The organism is Paenibacillus sp. FSL R10-2778, assembly GCF_038593035.1.
GTDB classification, from domain to species: domain Bacteria; phylum Bacillota; class Bacilli; order Paenibacillales; family Paenibacillaceae; genus Paenibacillus_AQ; species Paenibacillus_AQ odorifer.
Window position 1 is genome coordinate 4,327,520 of record NZ_CP151956.1, and the last position, 20,582, is coordinate 4,348,101.

20 protein-coding genes are annotated in these 20,582 nt (G+C 45.3%); 1 reads left to right on the plus strand and 19 read right to left on the minus strand.

Annotated elements, in window-relative coordinates; all coding sequences use genetic code 11:
• Window positions 1-262 precede the first annotated feature (262 nt).
• The 8 genes from hslU to NST40_RS19550 all read right to left on the minus strand — a co-directional run bounded on the left by hslU (window position 263) and on the right by NST40_RS19550 (window position 10,120).
• Window positions 263-1,663, minus strand: a complete 1,401-nt coding sequence (gene hslU, locus NST40_RS19515) for an ATP-dependent protease ATPase subunit HslU (protein WP_036688559.1) — start codon at window positions 1,661-1,663, stop codon at window positions 263-265.
• Between the two features lie 33 nt (window positions 1,664-1,696).
• Window positions 1,697-2,239, minus strand: a complete 543-nt coding sequence (gene hslV, locus NST40_RS19520; RefSeq protein ID WP_036688562.1) for an ATP-dependent protease subunit HslV — start codon at window positions 2,237-2,239, stop codon at window positions 1,697-1,699.
• Window positions 2,240-2,256: 17 nt separating this feature from the next.
• Window positions 2,257-3,639 carry an FADH(2)-oxidizing methylenetetrahydrofolate--tRNA-(uracil(54)-C(5))-methyltransferase TrmFO gene (gene trmFO / locus NST40_RS19525; protein WP_076100371.1) on the minus strand — a complete coding sequence of 461 codons (1,383 nt, stop codon included), beginning with the start codon at window positions 3,637-3,639 and terminating at the stop codon, window positions 2,257-2,259.
• 8 nt (window positions 3,640-3,647) lie between these two features.
• Window positions 3,648-5,747: a type I DNA topoisomerase gene (gene topA, locus NST40_RS19530; RefSeq protein WP_076276200.1), complete on the minus strand. Its 2,100-nt coding sequence runs from the start codon at window positions 5,745-5,747 to the stop codon at window positions 3,648-3,650.
• A gap of 36 nt (window positions 5,748-5,783) precedes the next feature.
• Window positions 5,784-6,902 (minus strand): DNA-processing protein DprA, encoded by a 1,119-nt coding sequence (gene dprA / locus NST40_RS19535; RefSeq protein WP_076276199.1) that lies wholly within the window; start codon window positions 6,900-6,902, stop codon window positions 5,784-5,786.
• 224 nt (window positions 6,903-7,126) lie between these two features.
• Window positions 7,127-8,056, minus strand: coding sequence for a succinate--CoA ligase subunit alpha (sucD, locus tag NST40_RS19540; RefSeq protein WP_076276198.1), 930 nt, complete (start codon window positions 8,054-8,056; stop codon window positions 7,127-7,129).
• A 62-nt stretch (window positions 8,057-8,118) separates the two neighbouring features.
• Window positions 8,119-9,279, minus strand: coding sequence for an ADP-forming succinate--CoA ligase subunit beta (sucC, locus tag NST40_RS19545; RefSeq protein ID WP_076219532.1), 1,161 nt, complete (start codon window positions 9,277-9,279; stop codon window positions 8,119-8,121).
• 352 nt (window positions 9,280-9,631) lie between these two features.
• Window positions 9,632-10,120 carry a MarR family transcriptional regulator gene (locus NST40_RS19550; protein ID WP_235219564.1) on the minus strand — a complete coding sequence of 163 codons (489 nt, stop codon included), beginning with the start codon at window positions 10,118-10,120 and terminating at the stop codon, window positions 9,632-9,634.
• A 142-nt stretch (window positions 10,121-10,262) separates the two neighbouring features.
• Between NST40_RS19550 and NST40_RS19555 the strand changes: the two genes are divergently transcribed.
• The gene (locus NST40_RS19555) at window positions 10,263-10,691 is read left to right on the plus strand and encodes an organic hydroperoxide resistance protein (RefSeq protein WP_036688575.1); all 429 of its coding nucleotides are present in this window, start codon (window positions 10,263-10,265) and stop codon (window positions 10,689-10,691) included.
• Window positions 10,692-11,054: 363 nt separating this feature from the next.
• Here the strand turns inward: NST40_RS19555 and NST40_RS19560 are convergent, their stop codons facing one another.
• The 11 genes from NST40_RS19560 to NST40_RS19610 all read right to left on the minus strand — a co-directional run bounded on the left by NST40_RS19560 (window position 11,055) and on the right by NST40_RS19610 (window position 20,550).
• On the minus strand, window positions 11,055-12,740 hold the full coding sequence (locus NST40_RS19560) for a YifB family Mg chelatase-like AAA ATPase (protein ID WP_076276197.1): 1,686 nt from the start codon (window positions 12,738-12,740) through the stop codon (window positions 11,055-11,057).
• A gap of 205 nt (window positions 12,741-12,945) precedes the next feature.
• The gene (locus tag NST40_RS19565) at window positions 12,946-13,455 is read right to left on the minus strand and encodes a metallophosphoesterase (RefSeq protein WP_076218229.1); all 510 of its coding nucleotides are present in this window, start codon (window positions 13,453-13,455) and stop codon (window positions 12,946-12,948) included.
• Between the two features lie 174 nt (window positions 13,456-13,629).
• On the minus strand, window positions 13,630-14,046 hold the full coding sequence (locus NST40_RS19570; RefSeq protein ID WP_051491578.1) for a hypothetical protein: 417 nt from the start codon (window positions 14,044-14,046) through the stop codon (window positions 13,630-13,632).
• Window positions 14,047-14,200: 154 nt separating this feature from the next.
• Window positions 14,201-14,587 carry a YraN family protein gene (locus NST40_RS19575; RefSeq protein ID WP_076127091.1) on the minus strand — a complete coding sequence of 129 codons (387 nt, stop codon included), beginning with the start codon at window positions 14,585-14,587 and terminating at the stop codon, window positions 14,201-14,203.
• A complete protein-coding gene (locus NST40_RS19580; protein WP_038571992.1) occupies window positions 14,584-14,886 on the minus strand; it encodes an EscU/YscU/HrcU family type III secretion system export apparatus switch protein in 303 nt (100 codons plus the stop codon). The genes NST40_RS19575 and NST40_RS19580 overlap by 4 nt, the downstream gene beginning before the upstream one ends.
• A complete protein-coding gene (locus NST40_RS19585; RefSeq protein WP_076276196.1) occupies window positions 14,883-17,054 on the minus strand; it encodes a hypothetical protein in 2,172 nt (723 codons plus the stop codon). The genes NST40_RS19580 and NST40_RS19585 overlap by 4 nt, the downstream gene beginning before the upstream one ends.
• 118 nt (window positions 17,055-17,172) lie before the next feature.
• Window positions 17,173-17,784 carry a ribonuclease HII gene (locus NST40_RS19590; protein ID WP_076100429.1) on the minus strand — a complete coding sequence of 204 codons (612 nt, stop codon included), beginning with the start codon at window positions 17,782-17,784 and terminating at the stop codon, window positions 17,173-17,175.
• A 186-nt stretch (window positions 17,785-17,970) separates the two neighbouring features.
• Complete coding sequence (ylqF, locus tag NST40_RS19595) at window positions 17,971-18,831, minus strand: ribosome biogenesis GTPase YlqF (RefSeq protein ID WP_076276195.1); 861 nt, start codon at window positions 18,829-18,831, stop codon at window positions 17,971-17,973.
• A gap of 29 nt (window positions 18,832-18,860) precedes the next feature.
• Window positions 18,861-19,469, minus strand: a complete 609-nt coding sequence (gene lepB / locus NST40_RS19600) for a signal peptidase I (protein WP_036688589.1) — start codon at window positions 19,467-19,469, stop codon at window positions 18,861-18,863.
• A gap of 298 nt (window positions 19,470-19,767) precedes the next feature.
• A complete protein-coding gene (gene rplS, locus NST40_RS19605) occupies window positions 19,768-20,112 on the minus strand; it encodes a 50S ribosomal protein L19 (RefSeq protein WP_036688590.1) in 345 nt (114 codons plus the stop codon).
• 147 nt (window positions 20,113-20,259) lie between these two features.
• Window positions 20,260-20,550, minus strand: a complete 291-nt coding sequence (locus tag NST40_RS19610; protein WP_051491579.1) for a hypothetical protein — start codon at window positions 20,548-20,550, stop codon at window positions 20,260-20,262.
• Window positions 20,551-20,582: the final 32 nt, after the last annotated feature.

A 20,582-nucleotide genomic window follows, 5' to 3' on the forward strand; every position in this document is an offset into this window, starting at 1 on the left:
GCAATGAATAACACTTAGCATTTTCACATACATTGATTTTCATTTAATTTGTATATTATTACAATAAGAAATAAGCCCTATCTTTTTAGAAAAGACAGGGCTTTTAGCACTTTATTACTATTTATTTACATTTTCAACTCATTTTTTTCTTTTTAATTGCATGTTTTGACATAATTTTACGTTTTCGCGACACCAATTTGTAATTTATCTAATCCGTTATGCCCAAATTCAAAATACATAGATTTTTTGTTTTTTTGTCGCTTTAAAGAATATACTGACTTAAATCACGATCCTGAGCTATACTTGCCAATTTCTCGCGCACATACTCCGGGGTAATAACCATTTTTTCTAAAGTCAGCTCAGGTGCTTCAAAAGAAAGATCCTCTAACAGCTTCTCCAAAATAGTATGAAGACGCCGAGCACCTATATTCTCCATATTTTGATTCACTGAAGCCGCTATTTTGGCGATCTCATGTATAGCATCCTTCTGGAATTCCACTTCTAAATTTTCTGTTTTAAGCAGATTCACATATTGTTTAGTTAAAGCATTCTCTGGTTCCGTCAAAATAGAAACGAAATCCTCTAACGTTAGACTACTCAGCTCTACGCGAATCGGAAAACGACCTTGAAGTTCTGGAATCAAATCTGAAGGCTTAGCAATATGGAAAGCTCCGGCAGCCATAAAGAGTACATAGTCTGTCTTCACAGGACCGTATTTCGTCATAATGGTCGAGCCCTCTACAATCGGCAAAATATCCCGTTGCACGCCTTCACGCGACACATCCGGTCCAGACCCTTTTCCCTGACTTGCTACTTTATCGATTTCATCGATAAAAATAATGCCTGATTGTTCAGCCCGAGTCACGGATTCCTGGATCACATCATCCATATCTATCAGCTTGGCCGCCTCATCCTGAATGAGTACCTTGCGCGCTTCCCGAATAGGAAGCTTACGTTTCTTGGTCCGCTTAGGCAGCAAACTGCCGAACATCTCTTGCATATTCATACCCATCTGGTCATTTCCTTGACCTGCAAACATATCCATCATAGTTGGCGCTGTATCCTCAACATCAATTTCAATGATGTCATCTTCCAGCTGACCAGCTAACAGCTTAAATCTAACCCCACGGCGGCGTTCACTTAGGCTTCCATCCTGCTCAGCGTCTTCTTTAGAGTCCTCTTGGGCAGAATTCCCTCCAAAAATCATCTCGAAAGGATTCTTTTGTGATTTATTTTTGGAAGAGGAAGGGACCAATATAGAAACAATCCGCTCATTAGCCAGTTCTTCCGCACGATCCTTAACCTTCTCCGTACGCTCAAGCTTCACCATACGAATAGAAGTCTCTACCAGATCACGAACCATAGATTCCACATCTCGACCTACATAACCGACTTCAGTAAATTTAGTGGCCTCCACTTTGATGAACGGTGCATTAACAAGCTTTGCTAGACGCCGGGCAATTTCTGTCTTCCCCACACCTGTAGGTCCGATCATCAAGATGTTCTTAGGAACGACTTCATCACGCAGTTCCTCTGCTAGCAGACTGCGCCGATACCGGTTACGAAGCGCAACGGCTACCGATTTCTTGGCTTGCTTCTGACCTACGATATATTTATCCAATTCGGCTACAATTTGACGGGGTGTAAGCGATTGATTCACCATCGTGAATTCCTCCTTGTCTCTATGGCACTGAGTCTATAATTGTTCAACAATAATGTTGGAATTAGTGTACACACAAATTTCAGAAGCTACCTGAAGCGATTCTCTAGCAATATCCGCAGCGGAAAGATTGGGTGCATGACGTTTGAGTGCTCGACCTGAAGCCAGCGCAAAATTACCACCGGAACCAATCGCAAGAACGTCATCATCCGGTTCGATAATTTCACCATTTCCGGAGATCAGGAGCATTCCTTCCTTATCCATAACAATCATCAAAGCTTCAAGCTTCCGAAGAATACGATCTTGACGCCAGTCCTTCGCTAATTCAACTGCAGCCCGCTGCAGGTTCCCATGATGCTCCTCCAGCTTGCCCTCGAATTTTTCGAATAGGGTAATAGCATCCGCAACGGACCCCGCAAAGCCTGCTATTACTTGTCCTCTGTACAGGCGACGGACTTTTCTGGCCGTCGTCTTCATAATAACACTCTCTCCGAATGTAACCTGTCCATCACCTGCTATAGCTGCCTGTCCGTTATGTCTTACAGCACAAATTGTAGTCGCATGAAAGCTGGGTACCATGATTGTAAGTTACCTCCTTAAGATGGGCTTTGTTCGCTATCGACAACCTCCGGCTCCGAATAAGCGAGTCCTGTACGGTTGGCATATTCGGCAAGACTGTCCAGAGCGCGATGAGCTAACATTTCATTCTTTTCCTTCTTATTGCGGATCTTCTTCTCTACCTTCGGCAACAAACCGAAATTGGCATTCATAGGCTGAAAATGCTCTGGATCGGCAGAAGTAATATAAGCTGGCATGCTGCCTAGAACAGTATCCTGCGGGAAGATCAGTCCTTCCTGTCCAAGTGCTGCCCGTGCAGCATTAATACCAGCAATGAGCCCGGAAGCAGCTGATTCAACATAACCTTCTACACCTGTCATCTGTCCAGCAAAAAAGAGTCTTTCCTTGCCTTTCATCTGATAGGTAGGGTGCAGAAGCTTAGGAGAATTAATAAATGTATTTCTGTGCATCACACCATAACGAACATATTCAGCATTCTCAAGACCTGGGATCAGCGAGAATACACGCTTCTGCTCGCCCCATTTCAAATGGGTCTGAAAACCAACAAGATTGTAAAGTGTGCCGGCAGCGTTATCCTGACGGAGTTGCACAACCGCGTAAGGAAGTTTACCTGTATGCGGATTGATAAGTCCTACTGGCTTCATTGGGCCAAATAACGCTGTTTGCTTGCCGCGTTTCATCATGATTTCAATAGGCATACAGCCCTCAAAGTATATCTCTTTCTCAAAATCCTTGAGTGCTGCTGTCTCAGCAGAAATCAACGCATCATAAAACACGTCGAACTCCTCTTCTGTCATCGGACAGTTCAGATAAGCCGCTTCTCCCTTATCATAACGGGAAGCCAAATACACCTTGTTCATATCAATGGTGTCTTTCTCAACAATCGGTGCTGCTGCATCATAGAAGTAGAAATACTCTTCACCCAGCAGCCCTTTTATTTCAGCAGATAATGCCGGTGAAGTTAGTGGGCCCGTTGCAATAACAACAATCCCTTCCTCCGGTATATGCGTAAGTTCTTCATTTATGACTTCAACGAGCGGATGATTATGCAAAGTATGGGTGATCTCACCTGAGAATCCGTCCCGATCTACGGCGAGTGCTCCTCCTGCGGGTACCGCGTGTCGGTCAGCAGCACCTAATACAAGAGAGTTCAAACGCCGCATTTCTTCCTTCAATACACCTACAGCATTTCCTAATCCATTCGCACGCAAGGAGTTGCTGCATACCAGTTCAGCAAATTGATTCGTGTGATGGGCTGGTGTCTTTACTACGGGTCTCATCTCATATAATCTTACCGGTACTCCTAGTGATGCTATTTGCCAAGCGGCTTCGCTTCCTGCGAGACCCGCTCCAATTACTGTTACTTTTGCTGTATCTGACACTGTCTTTTTTCCTCCCATAGAGACTATTAATCTGCTAATTCTTCTTCGTTGTCTAGAACCGCCTCTGTATGATCACAAGATGTACATTGTAGCTTGGTTCCTTGCTTATTACGTTTCTCAATCATCCAAGATCCACATGATGGACATGGTTTTATAGAAGGTCTATCCCATGAAACGAAATCACAACCAGGGTACTGGTCGCAGCCATAGAAAACTCGCCCTTTTTTGCTGCGTCGCTCCACAACCTTACCTTCATGACATTTAGGGCAAGTTACGCCAATATCCTTGATAATCGGTTTCGTGTTTCGGCAATCCGGAAAGCCAGAGCATGCTAGGAATTTCCCAAAGCGACCCAGCTTATACACGAGAGGTTTGCCGCATTTCTCACAGATCTCATCAGAGACTTCATCTTCAATCTCAATTTCTTTCATCTCTTCTTCCGCGAATACCAAACGCTTCTCAAACGATTCGTAGAACTCTGCAAGAACCTTTACCCAGTCTTCTGAGCCCTCTTCCACATGGTCAAGATCCCCTTCCATGTTCGCGGTGAATTCAACGTTTAGGATTTCCGGGAAAAATTGCTCCATCTGCTCTATAACAAGCTCGCCAAGTTCGGTTGGCATGAATTTTTTCTCTTCAATAGCCACATAACCACGCTTCTGGATGGTTTCCAGCGTTGGGGCATATGTACTTGGACGGCCTATACCCAGCTCCTCAAGCGTCTTTACAAGTCTTGCTTCCGTATATCGTGGAGGCGGTTGTGTAAAGTGCTGCTTAGGCTCGATCTCCTGCTTATTTAAAGCATCTCCCGCTTGAAGCGGCGGCAAATACTTGTCTTCATCTGTAGTTCCGTCATCGTTGCCTTCTACGTAAACCTTCATGAACCCGGGGAATGAAACCTTCGAACCAACAGCTCTGAATGTAGCATTACCTGCAGCAATATCGACCGAAAGCGTATCCAGCAGGGCAGAAGACATCTGACTTGATACAAATCGCTCCCACACTAGCTTGTAGAGACGGAATTGATCACGGCTCAAGAACTCTTTGACCATTTCAGGTTCGCGTAATGCCGAGGTAGGACGAATCGCTTCATGCGCTTCCTGTGCTCCAGCTGCCTTTTTAGAATACTGCCGTGGGGATTCTGGCAAGAACTTCTCACCATACTTAGCTGTTATAAGCTCTTTAGCTTCATCCTGAGCGGTGACAGAGAGACGCGTGGAGTCAGTACGCATATAAGTGATCAAACCTACGGTACCTTCTTTACCGAGTTCCACACCTTCGTATAGCTGCTGTGCAACAGACATTGTCTTAGCGGCACGGAATCCAAGCTTACGGGCTGCTTCCTGTTGAAGTGAACTGGTGGTAAAAGGAGCTGAAGGATGACGTTGTCTTTCCTTCTCCTTCACATCACTCACCTTAAAAGATGCGTTCTTAATGGCTTCAAGAACCTCCTGAACATCACTTTCCTGGTTCAGTTCTTTTTTCACACCATTCAGCTTATGAAACTTAGCTTCAAAGACGGAATCCCGGATTCCAAGCTTCGCTGTTATGCTCCAATATTCGGTGGGTACAAAAGCGGAGATTTCATTCTCACGATCCATAATGATCTTCACGGCAACGGATTGTACACGTCCAGCAGATAAACCTTTTTTGACTTTCTTCCATAATAGAGGGCTAATCTTGTACCCTACCAGTCGATCCAGAATACGTCTAGCCTGCTGTGCATTCACGAGATCCATATTAATCTTACGCGGTGTCTTAAAAGCATCTTTTACCGCTTGTTTGGTGATCTCATTAAAAACAACTCTGCATTCTTGTGTATTATCTAAATCCAGCGCATGCGCCAAATGCCAAGCAATTGCTTCCCCTTCGCGGTCGGGGTCAGCTGCGAGATAAACTTTTTTAACTTTTTTACTAGCGTCTTTCAATTCCTTCAATATAGATCCCTTACCGCGGATAGTAATATATTTGGGACTGAAATCATTCTCCACCTCAACACCAATTTGACTCTTCGGTAGATCTCTAATATGTCCCATTGATGCCTTTACAATATATTTACTACCTAGATATTTGCCAATTGTCTTCGCTTTTGCAGGCGACTCGACAATAACTAATGCATCTGCCATAGACTCTTCCTCCTCGTTAACACTCGCACCTCTATATCAAATTACCTTGTAAATAGCTCCTGGTAATTGTGTTACCGCTTTTTTTATGATTAAAGATAACAGAACTGAATGCAAATGTCCAAAATCCCATCCTGTTCTTACAAGCAGATCGTCCAACATAAAAGGGCCTTGATGCAGTATATGGTATAGGTGAGACTCCTCATTTGTCAATTTCTTTTCAATCATAAAGTCGTCTGCTGTCTGTTCGGTAGTGCTATTATTCCCTGTTTTTATTACGTTTGTCGGCAAATAAGAAGTGTATTCTTCTATAATATCTAATCCACTGGTTACCAGCTTTGCACCCTGTTTGATAAGCTCTAACGCCCCTCTGCTTTTAGGTGATGTAATAGGTCCGGGAACTGCGAAGACATCCCTTCCAGCTTCCAAGGCAGCATCGGCTGTAATAAGTGATCCACTGCGACTGTCAGCCTCCACGACCACTGTCCCCCGTGATAAACCTGCTATGATCCGATTGCGCTGTGGAAATAATCCAGGATGACTTTTAGTTCCAAGAGGATACTCTGTAATGACAAGCCCATCCTGAGAGATACGCCGCTCCAGTTCAATATTCTCAGTTGGATAGACTTTGTCCAACCCTGTTGCCACTACCGCTATGGTCCCTCCACCGCTTCTTAGCGCCGCTTCATGACAAATGCTATCGATCCCCCTCGCAAGTCCGCTAACCACCGTTAGACCTGCTGCACTAAGCTCCTCCGCGAGAATCTCCCCTACCTTTCGTCCATAAGCTGTTGGCATACGAGTGCCAACCATCGCCACACTAGGAGTTGATAACAGTTCCAAACGCCCTCGATAATAAAGGATCCACGGTGGCTGTGCCGTCTCCTTCAACAAAACAGGATAAGCCGCATCAAACACAGTTACCATTTTCACTGCACATTCTTCCATTAATAAGCGCCTTTTGGCGATCCATTCTAATGTATATATGGAAGCAAGATAATTCGACAGCTTTCCGTTCAATCCGATCGTTTCCCAATCTTTTGCACTACAGCAAAATGCTCGTTCTGACATTAAACCGGCTCTGCGAATCTTGTCGATACTCTTCCAGCCAATCCCCTCCACTTCATTAAAACCAAACAGCAGATCTTTTTCTTCCATATAAGCTTACTCTCCTTTAATGGAAGGGGTTAGCCTTCCCTATTTTGTAACATGAATTAGAGTAATGCAATATTTTCTTGTAATTCAATATTTTTCTATGTCAAAAAACAAAAAAGCAACCTTTTATCCCTTGGATAGGAACAAAAGGTTGCTTACCTCTGAAATAATTATACACGAAAGAAGCCCACTCGCGTAGAGTGAATTCCTTCAATTAAATAAAATAATTAATGCGTTGTAAAAGCGCTAAGAATACCGCGTTCTTCAAGCACACTCACCAGCGTTGAGCCCATTTCGGCAGGTGTAGGAGCAACCTTGATTCCGCACGATTCAAGTACGGCAATTTTCTCACTCGCTGTGCCTTTGCCTCCGGAAATAATAGCACCCGCATGCCCCATACGTTTGCCAGGAGGGGCAGTAGCACCGCCAATAAACCCTACAACCGGCTTAGTCATATGCTCGCGAATCCACTCTGCTGCTTCTTCCTCTGCGGTTCCGCCAATTTCGCCAATCATGATGACTGCCTTTGTACCCGGATCCTCATTAAAAAGCTTCAGAATATCAATAAACTCCGAGCCTTTAACAGGGTCACCGCCAATACCAACAGCTGAAGATTGCCCGATTCCACGCGTAGTCAGCTGATGAACAGCCTCATAGGTTAGAGTTCCGCTGCGCGAGACAACACCTACGTACCCTGGCATATGAATATAACCCGGCATAATTCCTATTTTGCACTCACCAGGAGTGATAACTCCCGGACAGTTGGGTCCGATCAATACAGTAGAGCGCCCCTCCATATAACGGGACACTTTTACCATATCAAGCACTGGAATCCCTTCGGTAATACAAATCACCAAATCGAGTTCTGCGTCCACGGCTTCCATTATGGAGTCTGCTGCGAATGCCGGCGGCACATAGATTACACTAGCGGTTGCGCCTGTAGCCGCCTTAGCAGCTACAACAGTATCGAAAACCGGAAGGCTAACCTCACTGCCATTTTCAAGCGTGATGTTGACAGCTGTTCCACCTTTACCCGGTGTTACCCCTCCAACCATCTGTGTTCCATAATCCAGCGCACCTTTAGTATGGAACAAACCCGTTGATCCTGTAATTCCCTGCGTGATAACTTTCGTATTTTTATCTACAAGAATGCTCATGCCTTAAGTCACATCCCTACTTATATTGTCAAATACGATAACTGGCTTCCTAAATCAGGCCATTATTGCACAAGAGACACAATCTTACGGGCACCGTCCGCCATAGAATCAGCAGCAACAATATTAAGTCCCGATCCAGCCAAAATCTGCTTGCCCAATCCAACATTTGTTCCTTCAAGACGCACAACCAGCGGTTTGGTCAAACCCAGTTGACTAGCCGCTTCTACAACACCGTTAGCGATAACATCACAGCGCATAATACCACCGAAAATGTTAACAAAAATTCCGTTCACCTTTTCATCCGATAAAATGATTTTAAAGGCTTCTGTTACCTTCTCGGTCGTTGCACCGCCCCCTACATCCAGGAAGTTGGCGGGTTCGCCCCCATAATACTTAATAATATCCATAGTCGCCATCGCGAGACCTGCACCGTTTACCATGCACCCAATATTGCCATCAAGTGCAATGTAACTAAGGTCATACTTCGAGGCTTCGATTTCCTTTAAATCCTCTTCATCCAAATCCCGCAGCTCTAGAATATCCTTATGACGGAACAAGGCATTGGAATCAAAATTCAGTTTGGCATCCAGTGCCATCACATTCCCATCCGCAGTCACTACCAAAGGGTTAATTTCGGCAATAGAGCAATCTTTATCCACGAAAGCTAAATATAGCGCTTGCATGAATTTCACAGTTTTGCCTACCAGCTCATTGGGAATAGCGATGCTGTAAGCAAGCTTACGTGCCTGGAACGTCTGCAAACCTACTGCCGGATCAATGATCTCTTTAAAAATTTTCTCCGGATGTGTTGCAGCTACTTCTTCAATTTCAGTACCGCCTTCTTCAGAAGCCATCATGACCACTCGGCCAGTACCTCTGTCAACTACGATACCAATATAATACTCCTTAACAATTTGACAACCCTCTTCAATGAGCAGTCTTTTTACTACCTTACCCTCCGGTCCAGTCTGGTGAGTTACTAGAGTCTTGCCCAGAATCTCAGTTGCGTAACTACGCACCTCATCGATATTCTTAGCAACCTTTACTCCTCCAGCTTTACCGCGTCCACCTGCGTGAATCTGAGCTTTAACTACAACAACCGGTGTGCTCAGTGACTCTGCGGCTTCTACCGCTTCCTCCACTGTATAAGCTACTTTTCCATTCGGTACGGCTACACCGTACTTCTTAAGCACTTCTTTTCCCTGATACTCGTGGATATTCATAGCGGTAGCCTCCTAAAGTAGCGTGGTGACTAAACAGGCAGCCTGTTGTCATCTCGCTTTCCGTTTTGATTGCCGCGGGGTTAGGGATAGGCTGATGTTATACATGCAGCACTATTCCGGAACCAGCAGAAACTGATCTACCACTCGTAAAAAGAATGGCATTATTTCTGCAAGAGACATTGTGTAAATCTATAAGACTAAGCTTATATTTACCTATATGCCATACAAAGGAACCCAGAATAGTGTAACATGTTTTTAAAACGCTTACCTTAAATATATTCATGATTTGTACACATTTTTTCGCTTGATTTCATGCCGGAATGCGAACGATCGCATTGACTCCTTACTACGCTTACTTTTTACTATCTTGGATATTAGCTTCGTGAACACGATTCAGTAAGTCTTTAAACTGATCAAGTAGCTCTATGGATTCATTATTTGTCAGTGTCGTTTCTTCCATCATTTTGCCGGGAATACACACGGCATCACTTTGGAGTGCCCAGCCTTGTTTCGTTAGTGAGATTAATACCTTTCGCTCATCCTGCATCGAGCGTTCACGTATAATTAGGCCTGCAGCTTGCAAGCGTTTCAATAGCGGAGTCAGCGTGCCTGAATCCAAAAATAACGCCTCACCAATCTCTTTTACTGTACATTGCTGCCGTTCCCATAACACAAGCATTACTAAGTATTGGGAGTAAGTTAAACCGATCTTATCCAAATACGGTTGGTACAGCTTTGTAATCTCACGCGAGCAAGCATAAATGGTAAAACAGAGCTGATTCTCGATCAGCAGCTCTGGGGTTGTAGTCATTTTCTGCATATCTTCTTCACTCATTTTCATATTTATTCACCCGCCTTATCTCTTTATTTTATCATAATTCACTCATACATCATAATAATAGCAAAAAATTAATTTGACTTTTATATTAATTGTGATAAATTAGATTGTACACAAACTAATTAATGAATAGGAGAGATTTATTATGATGACAATTCAACAAAAGATGTATGAAACCACAGTTAAAGCCGTTGGGGGAAGAAACGGTTATATAGAATCAGAAAGCCCTAAACTCAACCTTACGATCAGTACACCACGCGAAATGGGTGGTGCCGGTGGTGAAGGCACTAATCCTGAACAATTATTCGCAGCTGGCTACTCCGCTTGTTTTGACAGTGCTCTAAACATGGTTGCTCGTCTTGGAAAAGTTAAGATTGAAGGCAGTGAAGTTACGGCTACTGTAAGCTTTGGTAAAGTTGAAGATGGCGGGTTCGGTATTGCAGTTAAGCTTGACGTGCTGGTTAAAGGCGTTGACAGAGAAACCGCAGCATCTTTGGTAGAAGCTGCCCATGGCGCATGTCCTTACTCCCGTGCCACTCGTGGCAATATCGAAGTAGAACTGAATGTACTGTAAGAAATTATAGAGAAAAATGTATGTGAAATTTGCTAAACGATCTAACCTTCGTTTGAATACGTGGCATTTCACATTCGAAGTCGCTAACGGACACAGTTGATCTTAAACGCAACTTAATCCCATATTTGGGATGCTATCGGACCTCATAGCAGCTATTGGAATGAAAACCACCCAATATAACCTTCTTCCGAAGGAATAGCGTCTTCAGCGTCCGAATCTACGCTCCAAGGGCTAAAAACTTGCAAACAACGTCCTCTAGGTCCGTTCCGTAAGCACCAGTGGATAATAATGGTACGGCGGTGTTCCTCACTACTGGCCCATAGTATAGAGCAGCGATTCTCATTAACGGGAATCACTGCTCTTTTATCGATATTCCTCCGCTAATACCTGTCGATCCAGATTACGGTATTGCACAGCTTCCGCGAGATGTGCAGAAGAAATATCCTGTGCACCCTCCAGATCAGCTATGGTACGGGATAGCTTAATAATCCGATCATGCGCTCGCATGCTTAGACCTAAATTCTCCAAAATATCATACAGCATTCGAGCACTCTCTCGGTTTAGGCTTGCATATTTCCGAAGGGAAGCACCGGAAAGTTCACTGTTCCATGAAATCGCCAGTCGTTTGTAACGTTTAGCTTGGATGGCCTGAGCAGCCAACACCTCCGCACGCATATCTGCTGACGATAAAACATGCCCCTGCCGATTCCATTCCTTCGGGCGGGGAACATCAACCTGTAAGTCGATCCGATCCAACAATGGACCGGATATTTTGGCTCGATATTGGGCAATCCTTGATGGACTACAGGTACAATTTTGCTGGGAGATACCGCTTCCAAAAAAGCCGCAGCTGCACGGATTCATCGATGCAGCGAGCATGAATTTGGCAGGAAAAGTAAAGGAAGCCCGGGCACGACTTATAGTAACCACCCCATCTTCGAGGGGCTGTCGCAGCACTTCAAGTACATTCCGGGAGAATTCAGGCAATTCATCCAGAAACAGAATACCTCGATGCGCAAGACTTACCTCACCTGGCTTGGGAATACCGCCCCCTCCAATTAATCCGGCAGAAGATATCGTGTGGTGTGGAGAACGAAATGGACGACTTCGCAGCAAACCGTTGTGTGCATCCTTCAAATTTCCAGCCGCACTAAAAATTTTGGTTACCTCAAGTGCCTCACTATCCGACAATTGCGGAAGGATACTGGGAAGGCGTTTGATCAGCATCGTTTTGCCTGTGCCAGGTGGGCCGATGAGCATAATATTATGCATCCCTGCAGCCGCGATAGTTAGTGCTCTTTTCACATGTTGCTGTCCAAGCACATCACTGTAATCATCCATTATTTCATTCGCTTCGGAAGAAGCAGCCTCAGAATCAGAATATTTAGGGTTATATTTGAGATGCTCTACAGAAAGAACAAGCACCGGAGGTTGTTCTTTTGCCCCCGTCCCCATACTCACGGATACAGGAAAAGGAAGTGGTGATCCTTCAGATTCTTCTAGAGGAACTAGCTTATCTATAATCGGACCAAAGCTAGCCACAGATTCAGCAGCATTCGCTAACGCTTGCAAATGGTCGATGGTATAAACATTTATGCCACTGATTAAAGCGGCTTCTGCCGCATTGCCTTGCGGGAGCAGAACGGCTTTAAACCCGCTTTTACGCGCTGCTTCAACCATCGGCAGCACACCCGAAACCGGACGCAGACTGCCGTCGAGCGCAAGCTCTCCAATCAAAAGCATCTCTTGAGCTGAAGGCATAATCAACTGGCCACTAGTTATCAGTATCCCTAAAGCAATCGCTAGATCAAAAGCGGAACCTTCTTTACGGAGGTCAGCTGGAGCAAGATTGATCGTAATACGTTGCTGTGGATAGCGGTAACCGCAATTTTTAACGGCAGCCCTAACTCGTTCAACAGCCTCGCGAATCGCTGAATCTGGTAAGCCAATGATATTCGTCTGCGGCAGTCCATTTGCAAGATCGATTTCCACACCAATCATTACCCCTTCAATCCCATACAGACACGCGCTAAACATTTTCCCGTACATAATAAAAACACCTCATCTCCTGAATTACACCCTAATTTGGTGTCATAGCTTCAAGAAAAAAGGTGCTTCCTTATTTTCCAAATATATATTAGCTGTTAAGTACATTATAGAAGTTGTGTCCTAACGCAATCTGTGAGCAATTTATCTTTAGAATAAGAAATTCAAGTTTTACATAAAAGCGAAAGCACATCTCTAAAGACCTACATCAATCCCCTTCTTTAACTACGACCGAGTCCCTAATCTGCTCAAAAGTCAACGGTTTATAGTTCCAATGCTCTACACAAATGTTAAAATGATTGTTTCCCTCATATTTTTGCCCATGAATATGGCCGTGCACATTTACGTAAGGCATATGTTTATTCATGTACATAGGCTCATGTGAGAGGAAAAAGAAATCCTTATAAATCAAAGGATATTCACTAACCTCATCAAAACCTGCATCAAGCCACCAGCTTCGGCTGCGGCCGCGATCATGATTGCCAAGGATCAGGATTTTGTATCCATGCAGCCTGGCCACAATCGCACGAGTTGCCTCCTTATTCAGAAAAGAAAAGTCTCCCAAATGAAATACTTTGTCGTCCGGATTCACTACCGAATTCCAACTTTCAATCATAACTTCATTCATTTGCTCTACATCGTTGAAGGGCCTGGATTCAAAATCAATGATCAACTTATGCCCAAAATGATGATCAGATGTGAAAAAAACCTTAGCCATGTGCACCCTCCTTTTGTTCCTATTCTAATGACAGTATGTATGAAAAAAGCTCCGACTACCCATAAACCCTAGGAAATTCGGAGCCCCGAGGACTTTTCCGCCTAATTTCTCACGAAATTATACGTATCATTCTATGTCATGAGGCGATGACGGAATACCTCTTTATTGTTAATGTTACTTTTCCCAGTCGCGCCGCTTACTCGAACGTTTATTAACATCACTCTGAATCAGTTCAGCTAAAGGAGGCGCCTCCTCATTGTCTATGAGCCAACCACGCATCTCCTTGATCGCTTCCACCTGTCCATTGCCTTTGTCACGCCATGTAAGCAGTTCAATAACTCTAATTACAAGCGCTAAGAGACTGCTATTGCTGTTTTGCGACTTTTCAGCCCGGATTTTTTGAAATAACGCTTCATTTTCCCAATCTATTAATATTTCCTCCGCTATAGTGGGCCGCATTACCGTGAAGGTCTTATTGCAATTATCGCAACAGACGACAGATATTGGCTCTGCTTTAAATTTCACTTCAATCTTCTGCTGGCAATATTGGCATGTAAAACTAACCTGCATTTCAGAAGGTTTATTCTTCACTAGACAGCCCTCCTCATGATGACATTAAAAAGTTACTCCTAATGTTTACCCATTTCTTTTGAGAAATGACCCACAGTGCGGAAGGTATGTAAAGACTTTTTTATCAGAACAGCAGCAAATTCATAAAGAATCGCATGAGAAAATAGAGTTACTCTTAAAACGCCTCGCGAATATGACTAAGTGAAGCTAGGCTAAGATCGTCATTTAACAAGACGCTAATTACATCAAAAGAAACCCGCCGTTCCTCATAACCCTTCATATGCAAATAAACCTGTGTTGTACTCCGAACCTGGTTTATTTTGCGAGCATTCACCGATTCTTCTGGAGTTCCCTGAAGCAGCTCTCCACTGCGGCTACGAACTTCGACAACAACAATACAGTCTTCACGCTCCGCAATGATATCAAGCTCTCCAGTACGACAACGCCAATTCCGTTCCAATATCATATACCCGCTAGAAGATAGGTACTGCACAGCTCCGTTCTCTGCAGCAGTTCCTTTCTCTTTGCGGTTATAGTGCTTTCTTACATAGGGCTCTTTCATTCTTGTCCCCGTTCACCAGCGGAACGATCGCTCTGATACACAAAGCTGAGGATTTCCGCCACCAGCTGATAGAGCTCAGACGGAATCTGTTGGTCCAGATCAAGCTTTGAAAGAACCTCCACGAGGGCTGCATCTTCCTGAACAGCAACCCCGCTCTCCTTAGCCTTTTGCAGAATAAGGTCTGCTATCGCGCCTTGTCCCTTGGCTACTACGACAGGAGCCTCGTTTTGTCCGGGACTATATTTGAGAGCGACCGCTTTTTTGAGCCCTTGTGAAATTGGCTGTACAGGCTCATTCATATACGGTAATCCACTCCTTTGTAAGCCTCAGGAACATAATCAACAAACTTATTAGTATTGGAGCCAGCAAGCTCTTTAGGCAAATTCAATTCTGGCAAGGGTTCGGTTCTTAAACCTGATAATTGATAACCGATGGATTCTACTGCAGTTTTTATATCTTCACGCCGCGTCTCCAGCAGCTCAAGCACCCACGGATGATCATTATGAAGCTTAAGACTAACGATTCGATCTACAACCTGCACATCTACCAATGTCTGCCCTAGCTGCTTCATGTCCAAATCGAACCACAATCGACAGTTAGCTGCATCCAACTCCCCTTTGCGGCCCCGCCTGGACTGGATATGAACCGATGCAGTTTCCTGCCCATCTGGACCTTGCAGCGGCAAGAACAATGTAACCTGCGCGAAGGGAGCAGTCCGATCTGTATTCAGCAGCAGCTGTTGGCCTGTCAGCTGCTGCACTAGCCCGCTCGCGGCATCTTTTACCGCGGGCGGCACCTCGCTGCTGCTCATAAGCTGCAGCAGCACGCCCTTCAACGTGTCGGCAGCTTGCTCCCCGCCGACACTGCCTAGCGCGGCTGCAGCTGTCCCCGCTGCCGCTCGCGCTGTCTCCGCGGCCGGCAAAGCGCCGCCGCGCACGGCCTGCTGCTCGTGCTCCGCACCGAGCAGCTTCAACACCCGCCCCACCCACGACTCCGCATCCGCGGGTGGGGCGGTGTCTGGCTGCACCGGCGAAGCCGCAGCAGCCGTGGTCTCCCCGCGCGGCGCTGCCGGCGCGGGGGCAGGTTCTTGTCCCGCCGCGTCAGCGGGCGGGACGTTCGCGAGCTGCGGCATGCTGCCGCGCAGCTCGGTGAGCACGCCCTGCAGCTTCGCGAGCAGGGCAGCCCCGCTAGGCGCAGCAGCTTGGCTTCCCGCAGCAGCTTGGCTATCTGCACCTGCTGATCCAGTGGCGCTTGTAATCGCGCCACTGACACTACCCTGCGCTCTATCTTTATTTAGACTCATTTCATTGCCATGAGTTTCGCTCTGATTAGAACTATTTTGATTGCTTACAATTCCGTCCCCTTGCGTGTTAGCAGCACTACTCTGAGTTCCTGAAGCAAGCGTAGAAGTTATTTTCCCAGTCAAAGGTTCACCAGTATTTCCACTCTTCGAGAGCTGAGCTACCTCACCAGCCTCTTCGGGGACCACTGGCTTAGCAGTTACAATACCGGTTTCATTCTCAGGAGTTACAGCTGTACTTGCAGCTGCACTTCCTGATATTTCTGATTTCACTGAATTCAAAGGAATTATTGGTTCATCAGAAATAACTCCGGCTCCCGTTGCCCCTCCTGTTGCAGCAGCACTTCCGCTTGTAGTAGTAACACCAGCACTACCTTCAGCAGGTTTACTTACAGGTTGTCCAGTTCCTTTAACCGCCACCTGGTCCATTTCCGCATCAGCATCACCTGCTGATACCGCTTCCCCGTTAATCACAGCGCCCGTACCTGTCGTTACAGGAGCATTCAGCTTTCCGGTTGGGGTACCCATTCCAGTTTTAGCTTCGGCTGTTGTTGTTTCTTCACCGGCGACTTGACCTGCCCAAATCGTAATCTGTTCTTCGAGCGCTGACAAAAGCTGATGAAGCTGCGGACCAAAAACCGCCTGCTGCAATCCTTTCACACTTTCAGGGGTAACCGGCAAGCCCCGCTTTACAGAAATGACAGCTGCATCAAGCCACTCTGAGGTCGGCACGCCCGCAGGTTTCGCACTCATTACAGCATCCAGAATCGCCGCTGTCTCTTTGGTAAGCGGAATACCACCCGACTGCATCGCCAACACAATTTCCCGACCCGCTTTGGAGTCAGTAAGCCCAAGCGATTCCAATGCCTCGCCCATGTTTTGCGGGGTGGCTAACACCGTTTCGCCGAGGGAGACCGGCTTCAATACGGGCAATCCGCCTTCTCCGGGTGCTCCAACCTGTAAGTTCAGGGTCTCTCCTGGCAGTAGTGGTGTTTCCAACTCCGCACGAACAGGTGTGCCTTGAATCTGCACAACGGCTTCTTTTCCCGAATCCGATACAGACAATACAACACCACGTACAACCTGCCCTTCCTTCAATTCCAAAGACTTGGCTGCTCCCGGTTTATTATCCCCGAGCAATCCACGGATCAATGTTCCGATATTCATACCGTTTCTCCTCCCTCCATTTTCTCTCTTCTTACTATATCGGTATTAATCCGACTTTTTTGAGCGGTGAATTTATCCAAGCTTAAACGCCTTTGGCGTCTTTTATATTCTGATATTTCTAAAAAAGGGTTTGCTGTTCAGCAAGAATCTTCCCAATAAAGCTGCGCCGATGCATAGGTGTCGGACCTAACGCCGTAATTTGTTCCCTGTGAAGCTTGGTCGCATAACCTTTATGTATCGCAATCCCATAATCAGGGTATAATTCCTCCCACACCCCTTCACACAGTCTATCTCTTGTTACTTTAGCTATAATCGAAGCTGCCGCAATGGACTGGCTGTTTGCATCTCCTTTTATGATCGCCTGCTGCGGCAACGGAAGATCAACTTTTTCAGCATCGATTAACATATAGTCCGGGGTATGACTAAGACCTTCTACCGCTTTTTTCATCGCCAGACGAGAAGCCTGTTTAATATTAATTTCATCAATCATGCGAGAATCCACATAACCTACACCAATAGCTATCGCCTGCTCCATAATAATCTCGAATAAGGCATCTCTTTTTTTCGCTGTAAGCTTCTTAGAGTCGTTGACGCCATCAATAATAAGCCCTTCCGGCAAAATCACCGCTGCTGCAACAACATCCCCAAACAAACAACCTCTGCCTACTTCATCTACGCCGGCTATACGGCGATAAGACTGTTCCCAGCCCTCTTTTTCATAACTCAACATATCTATCGTACTCACGATCTGTCACCGCCAATTATAAATTATTCTATAAACTACATAAGTAGCTTACCATAGTAAAGCTCACATGGTCATGTACAAATAACCACTCCAATTTGATCCAAATCAGCAAAAAAAAGAGCCCCCGAAAATTTCCGGATGGCTCTTCCATACCCATTCATTTAAACGCCTTTAAGGTGTTTCCAGCGTAAAACGACCAAGCTTACCTGCCCGCAGCTCATGCAGCAAAGCACGTGAAGCTTTTTCCAGATCAACACGTCCACCGCTAATCAGACAACCGCGTTTGCGGCCCACGGCTTCCATAACTGCAACGATCTCATCAGGGTTCTCAAGATCCTCAGGAAGCTTCTCAATACCAAAGCGTTCTTTAAATCTGGAACCATAATCCTTGACCAAATACTTCACTGCATAAAAAGCAATGTCCTCAATGTTCAGGATTTCTTCTTTGATCGCACCCGTCACGGCCAAGCGGTAACCCACGTCTTGATCCTCAAACTTCGGCCATAAGATACCAGGAGTATCCAGAAGCTCCAGATTACCTCCTGTTTTAATCCACTGCTGGCCCTTAGTAACCCCCGGGCGATCACCCGTAGCAGCGATACTCTTACCAGCCATTCGATTAATCAGCGTTGATTTACCGACGTTAGGAATACCGACGATCAATGCGCGCATAGCCCGTGGGTTCATTCCCCTTGCGATCTGCCGATCAATCTTTTCCTTCAACAGCAGCTTGACCTGCTCCGGAATCTCCTTAACGCCTGTTCCAGTAGATGCGTCCACAGGATGGGCAACATGCCCTTGTTCCTTAAAGTACGCCAGCCACTTCCGAGTAATTTCCGGATCCGCCAGATCCGCTTTGTTCAAAATAATTAATCTCGGCTTGTCCCGCAAAATATCGTCAATCATCGGATTGCGGCTGGAAAGCGGCAGACGGGAATCGAGCAACTCTATAACAACATCAATCAGCTTCAGCTTATCCTCGATTTGCCGCCTAGCCTTCGTCATATGACCAGGAAACCAATGAATGGCCATTGCCGTCACCTCCTTTGACTTCTGTCAACTTAATGGTTAATCAGTGTAATATCTTTTATCGGCCAGAAGATTAAATCTGCACGACCCACAATATCACCCAGCGGCACATAGCCAATCATCCGGCTGTCTGTACTATCCGAGCGATTATCCCCCATAACGAAAATATGTCCTTCTGGTACAGTACCATCCGTGAATTTTTCATTTGGAAAATCTTTATTATTATACAGAGCGTTGTTACTATGCGCAGCATCAATAGCGCCTTGGATGTAAGTCTCGTTAACAACCTCACCGTTAACTGTAACTACATCTCCTTCTACTTTCACAGTATCTCCAGCCACACCAATTACACGTTTAATAAAATCTCTGCCTTCAGATGGCACGTGGAATACAATAACCTCACCCCGCTGCGGAGATCTTATATCGTATAAAATTTCATTAACGATAACACGTTCTCCCGTATGGAAATTAGGCTGCATGGAAGGTCCATCTACAATAAAAGGCTTGAATAAAAGCCAGCGAATCAGTATAACCAGAACTAAAGCAATCGCAATGGCCTTGACCCATTCCAGCACTTCATTTTTCTGTTTACGTGGGTTCTGCTCGCTTGATTCCAAAGTTTCGCTTTGTTCCTGCTGCATAGTTCACCGTCCTCTCTTAATACTACTCTTACTATACAACACAAAAAAACTCCTGCCAAAAACCCCTCCACAGATACTCCTTCAGGAGGCCTTTTCGGAGAAGCTTATCCCCAAGCGTATATGTCACACGCATTGTATACCAAGCTAAAACGCCCTCAGCGTCCTTTTAAGGACGGTATGCGTTTATGCGAGAAATATAAGAATAATGTATAACGTAAAACTTATGCTTTTCTTATATTTTCAAAAAAAAATAAAGCGAAAGGGGCTTGAACTCAAGCCCCTCTCCTCTGTCACTATTCTAGCGACGAATTTCTTTAATTCTCGCTGCTTTACCACGTAGTTCACGAAGGTAATAAAGCTTAGCACGACGCACTTTACCACGACGAGCCACTTCGATTTTTTCGAGTTTAGGCGAGTTGATTGGGAATGTTCTTTCCACACCAACACCGTAAGAAATTTTACGAACCGTAAAAGTCTCACTGATTCCACCGCCACGACGTTTGATTACAACGCCTTCGAACAACTGGATACGCTCACGAGTTCCCTCGATAACTTTTACATGCACCTTCAAAGTGTCACCCGGACGAAAACTAGGGATATCTTTACGAAGTTGCTCTTGCGTAATAGCTTGTAGGATATTCATTAAGGACTTCCTCCTTCCGTACAGGTGTTCTTGCCTCTTCCGGAGAGATCTGAGCTCTCCCTCATTATCCGCAGCGGACCACCGTATTCCACACAACAGAGTTAATAATATCATAAAGGACGGGCTAATACAACTTATTTTTCTATTTTATAACGGTAACATATCTCTTTTTTTTGCCTTAGACTGGCAGTCTTTACACAAGCCGACCACGGTTCCATTGTCTTGAGCATAGAAGATCAACTTCCCATTCTTCTTCTTGCAAGAAGAGCAAGGTTGCTCCCCTGGACTCTGTTTGGCTTTGCGATGACTATCCATTGAGATCACATTACTGCTAGTTGTGCGCAAAGGATCGCTTGAGCTGCTTGTTTTCTTTTTCTGAACGATATAATACCCAACACCCAGCGCTAGCAAGACAAGCAAAATAACTACATATTTCATCTGGCTCCCTCCGCTCTTCATGATTTACTTGA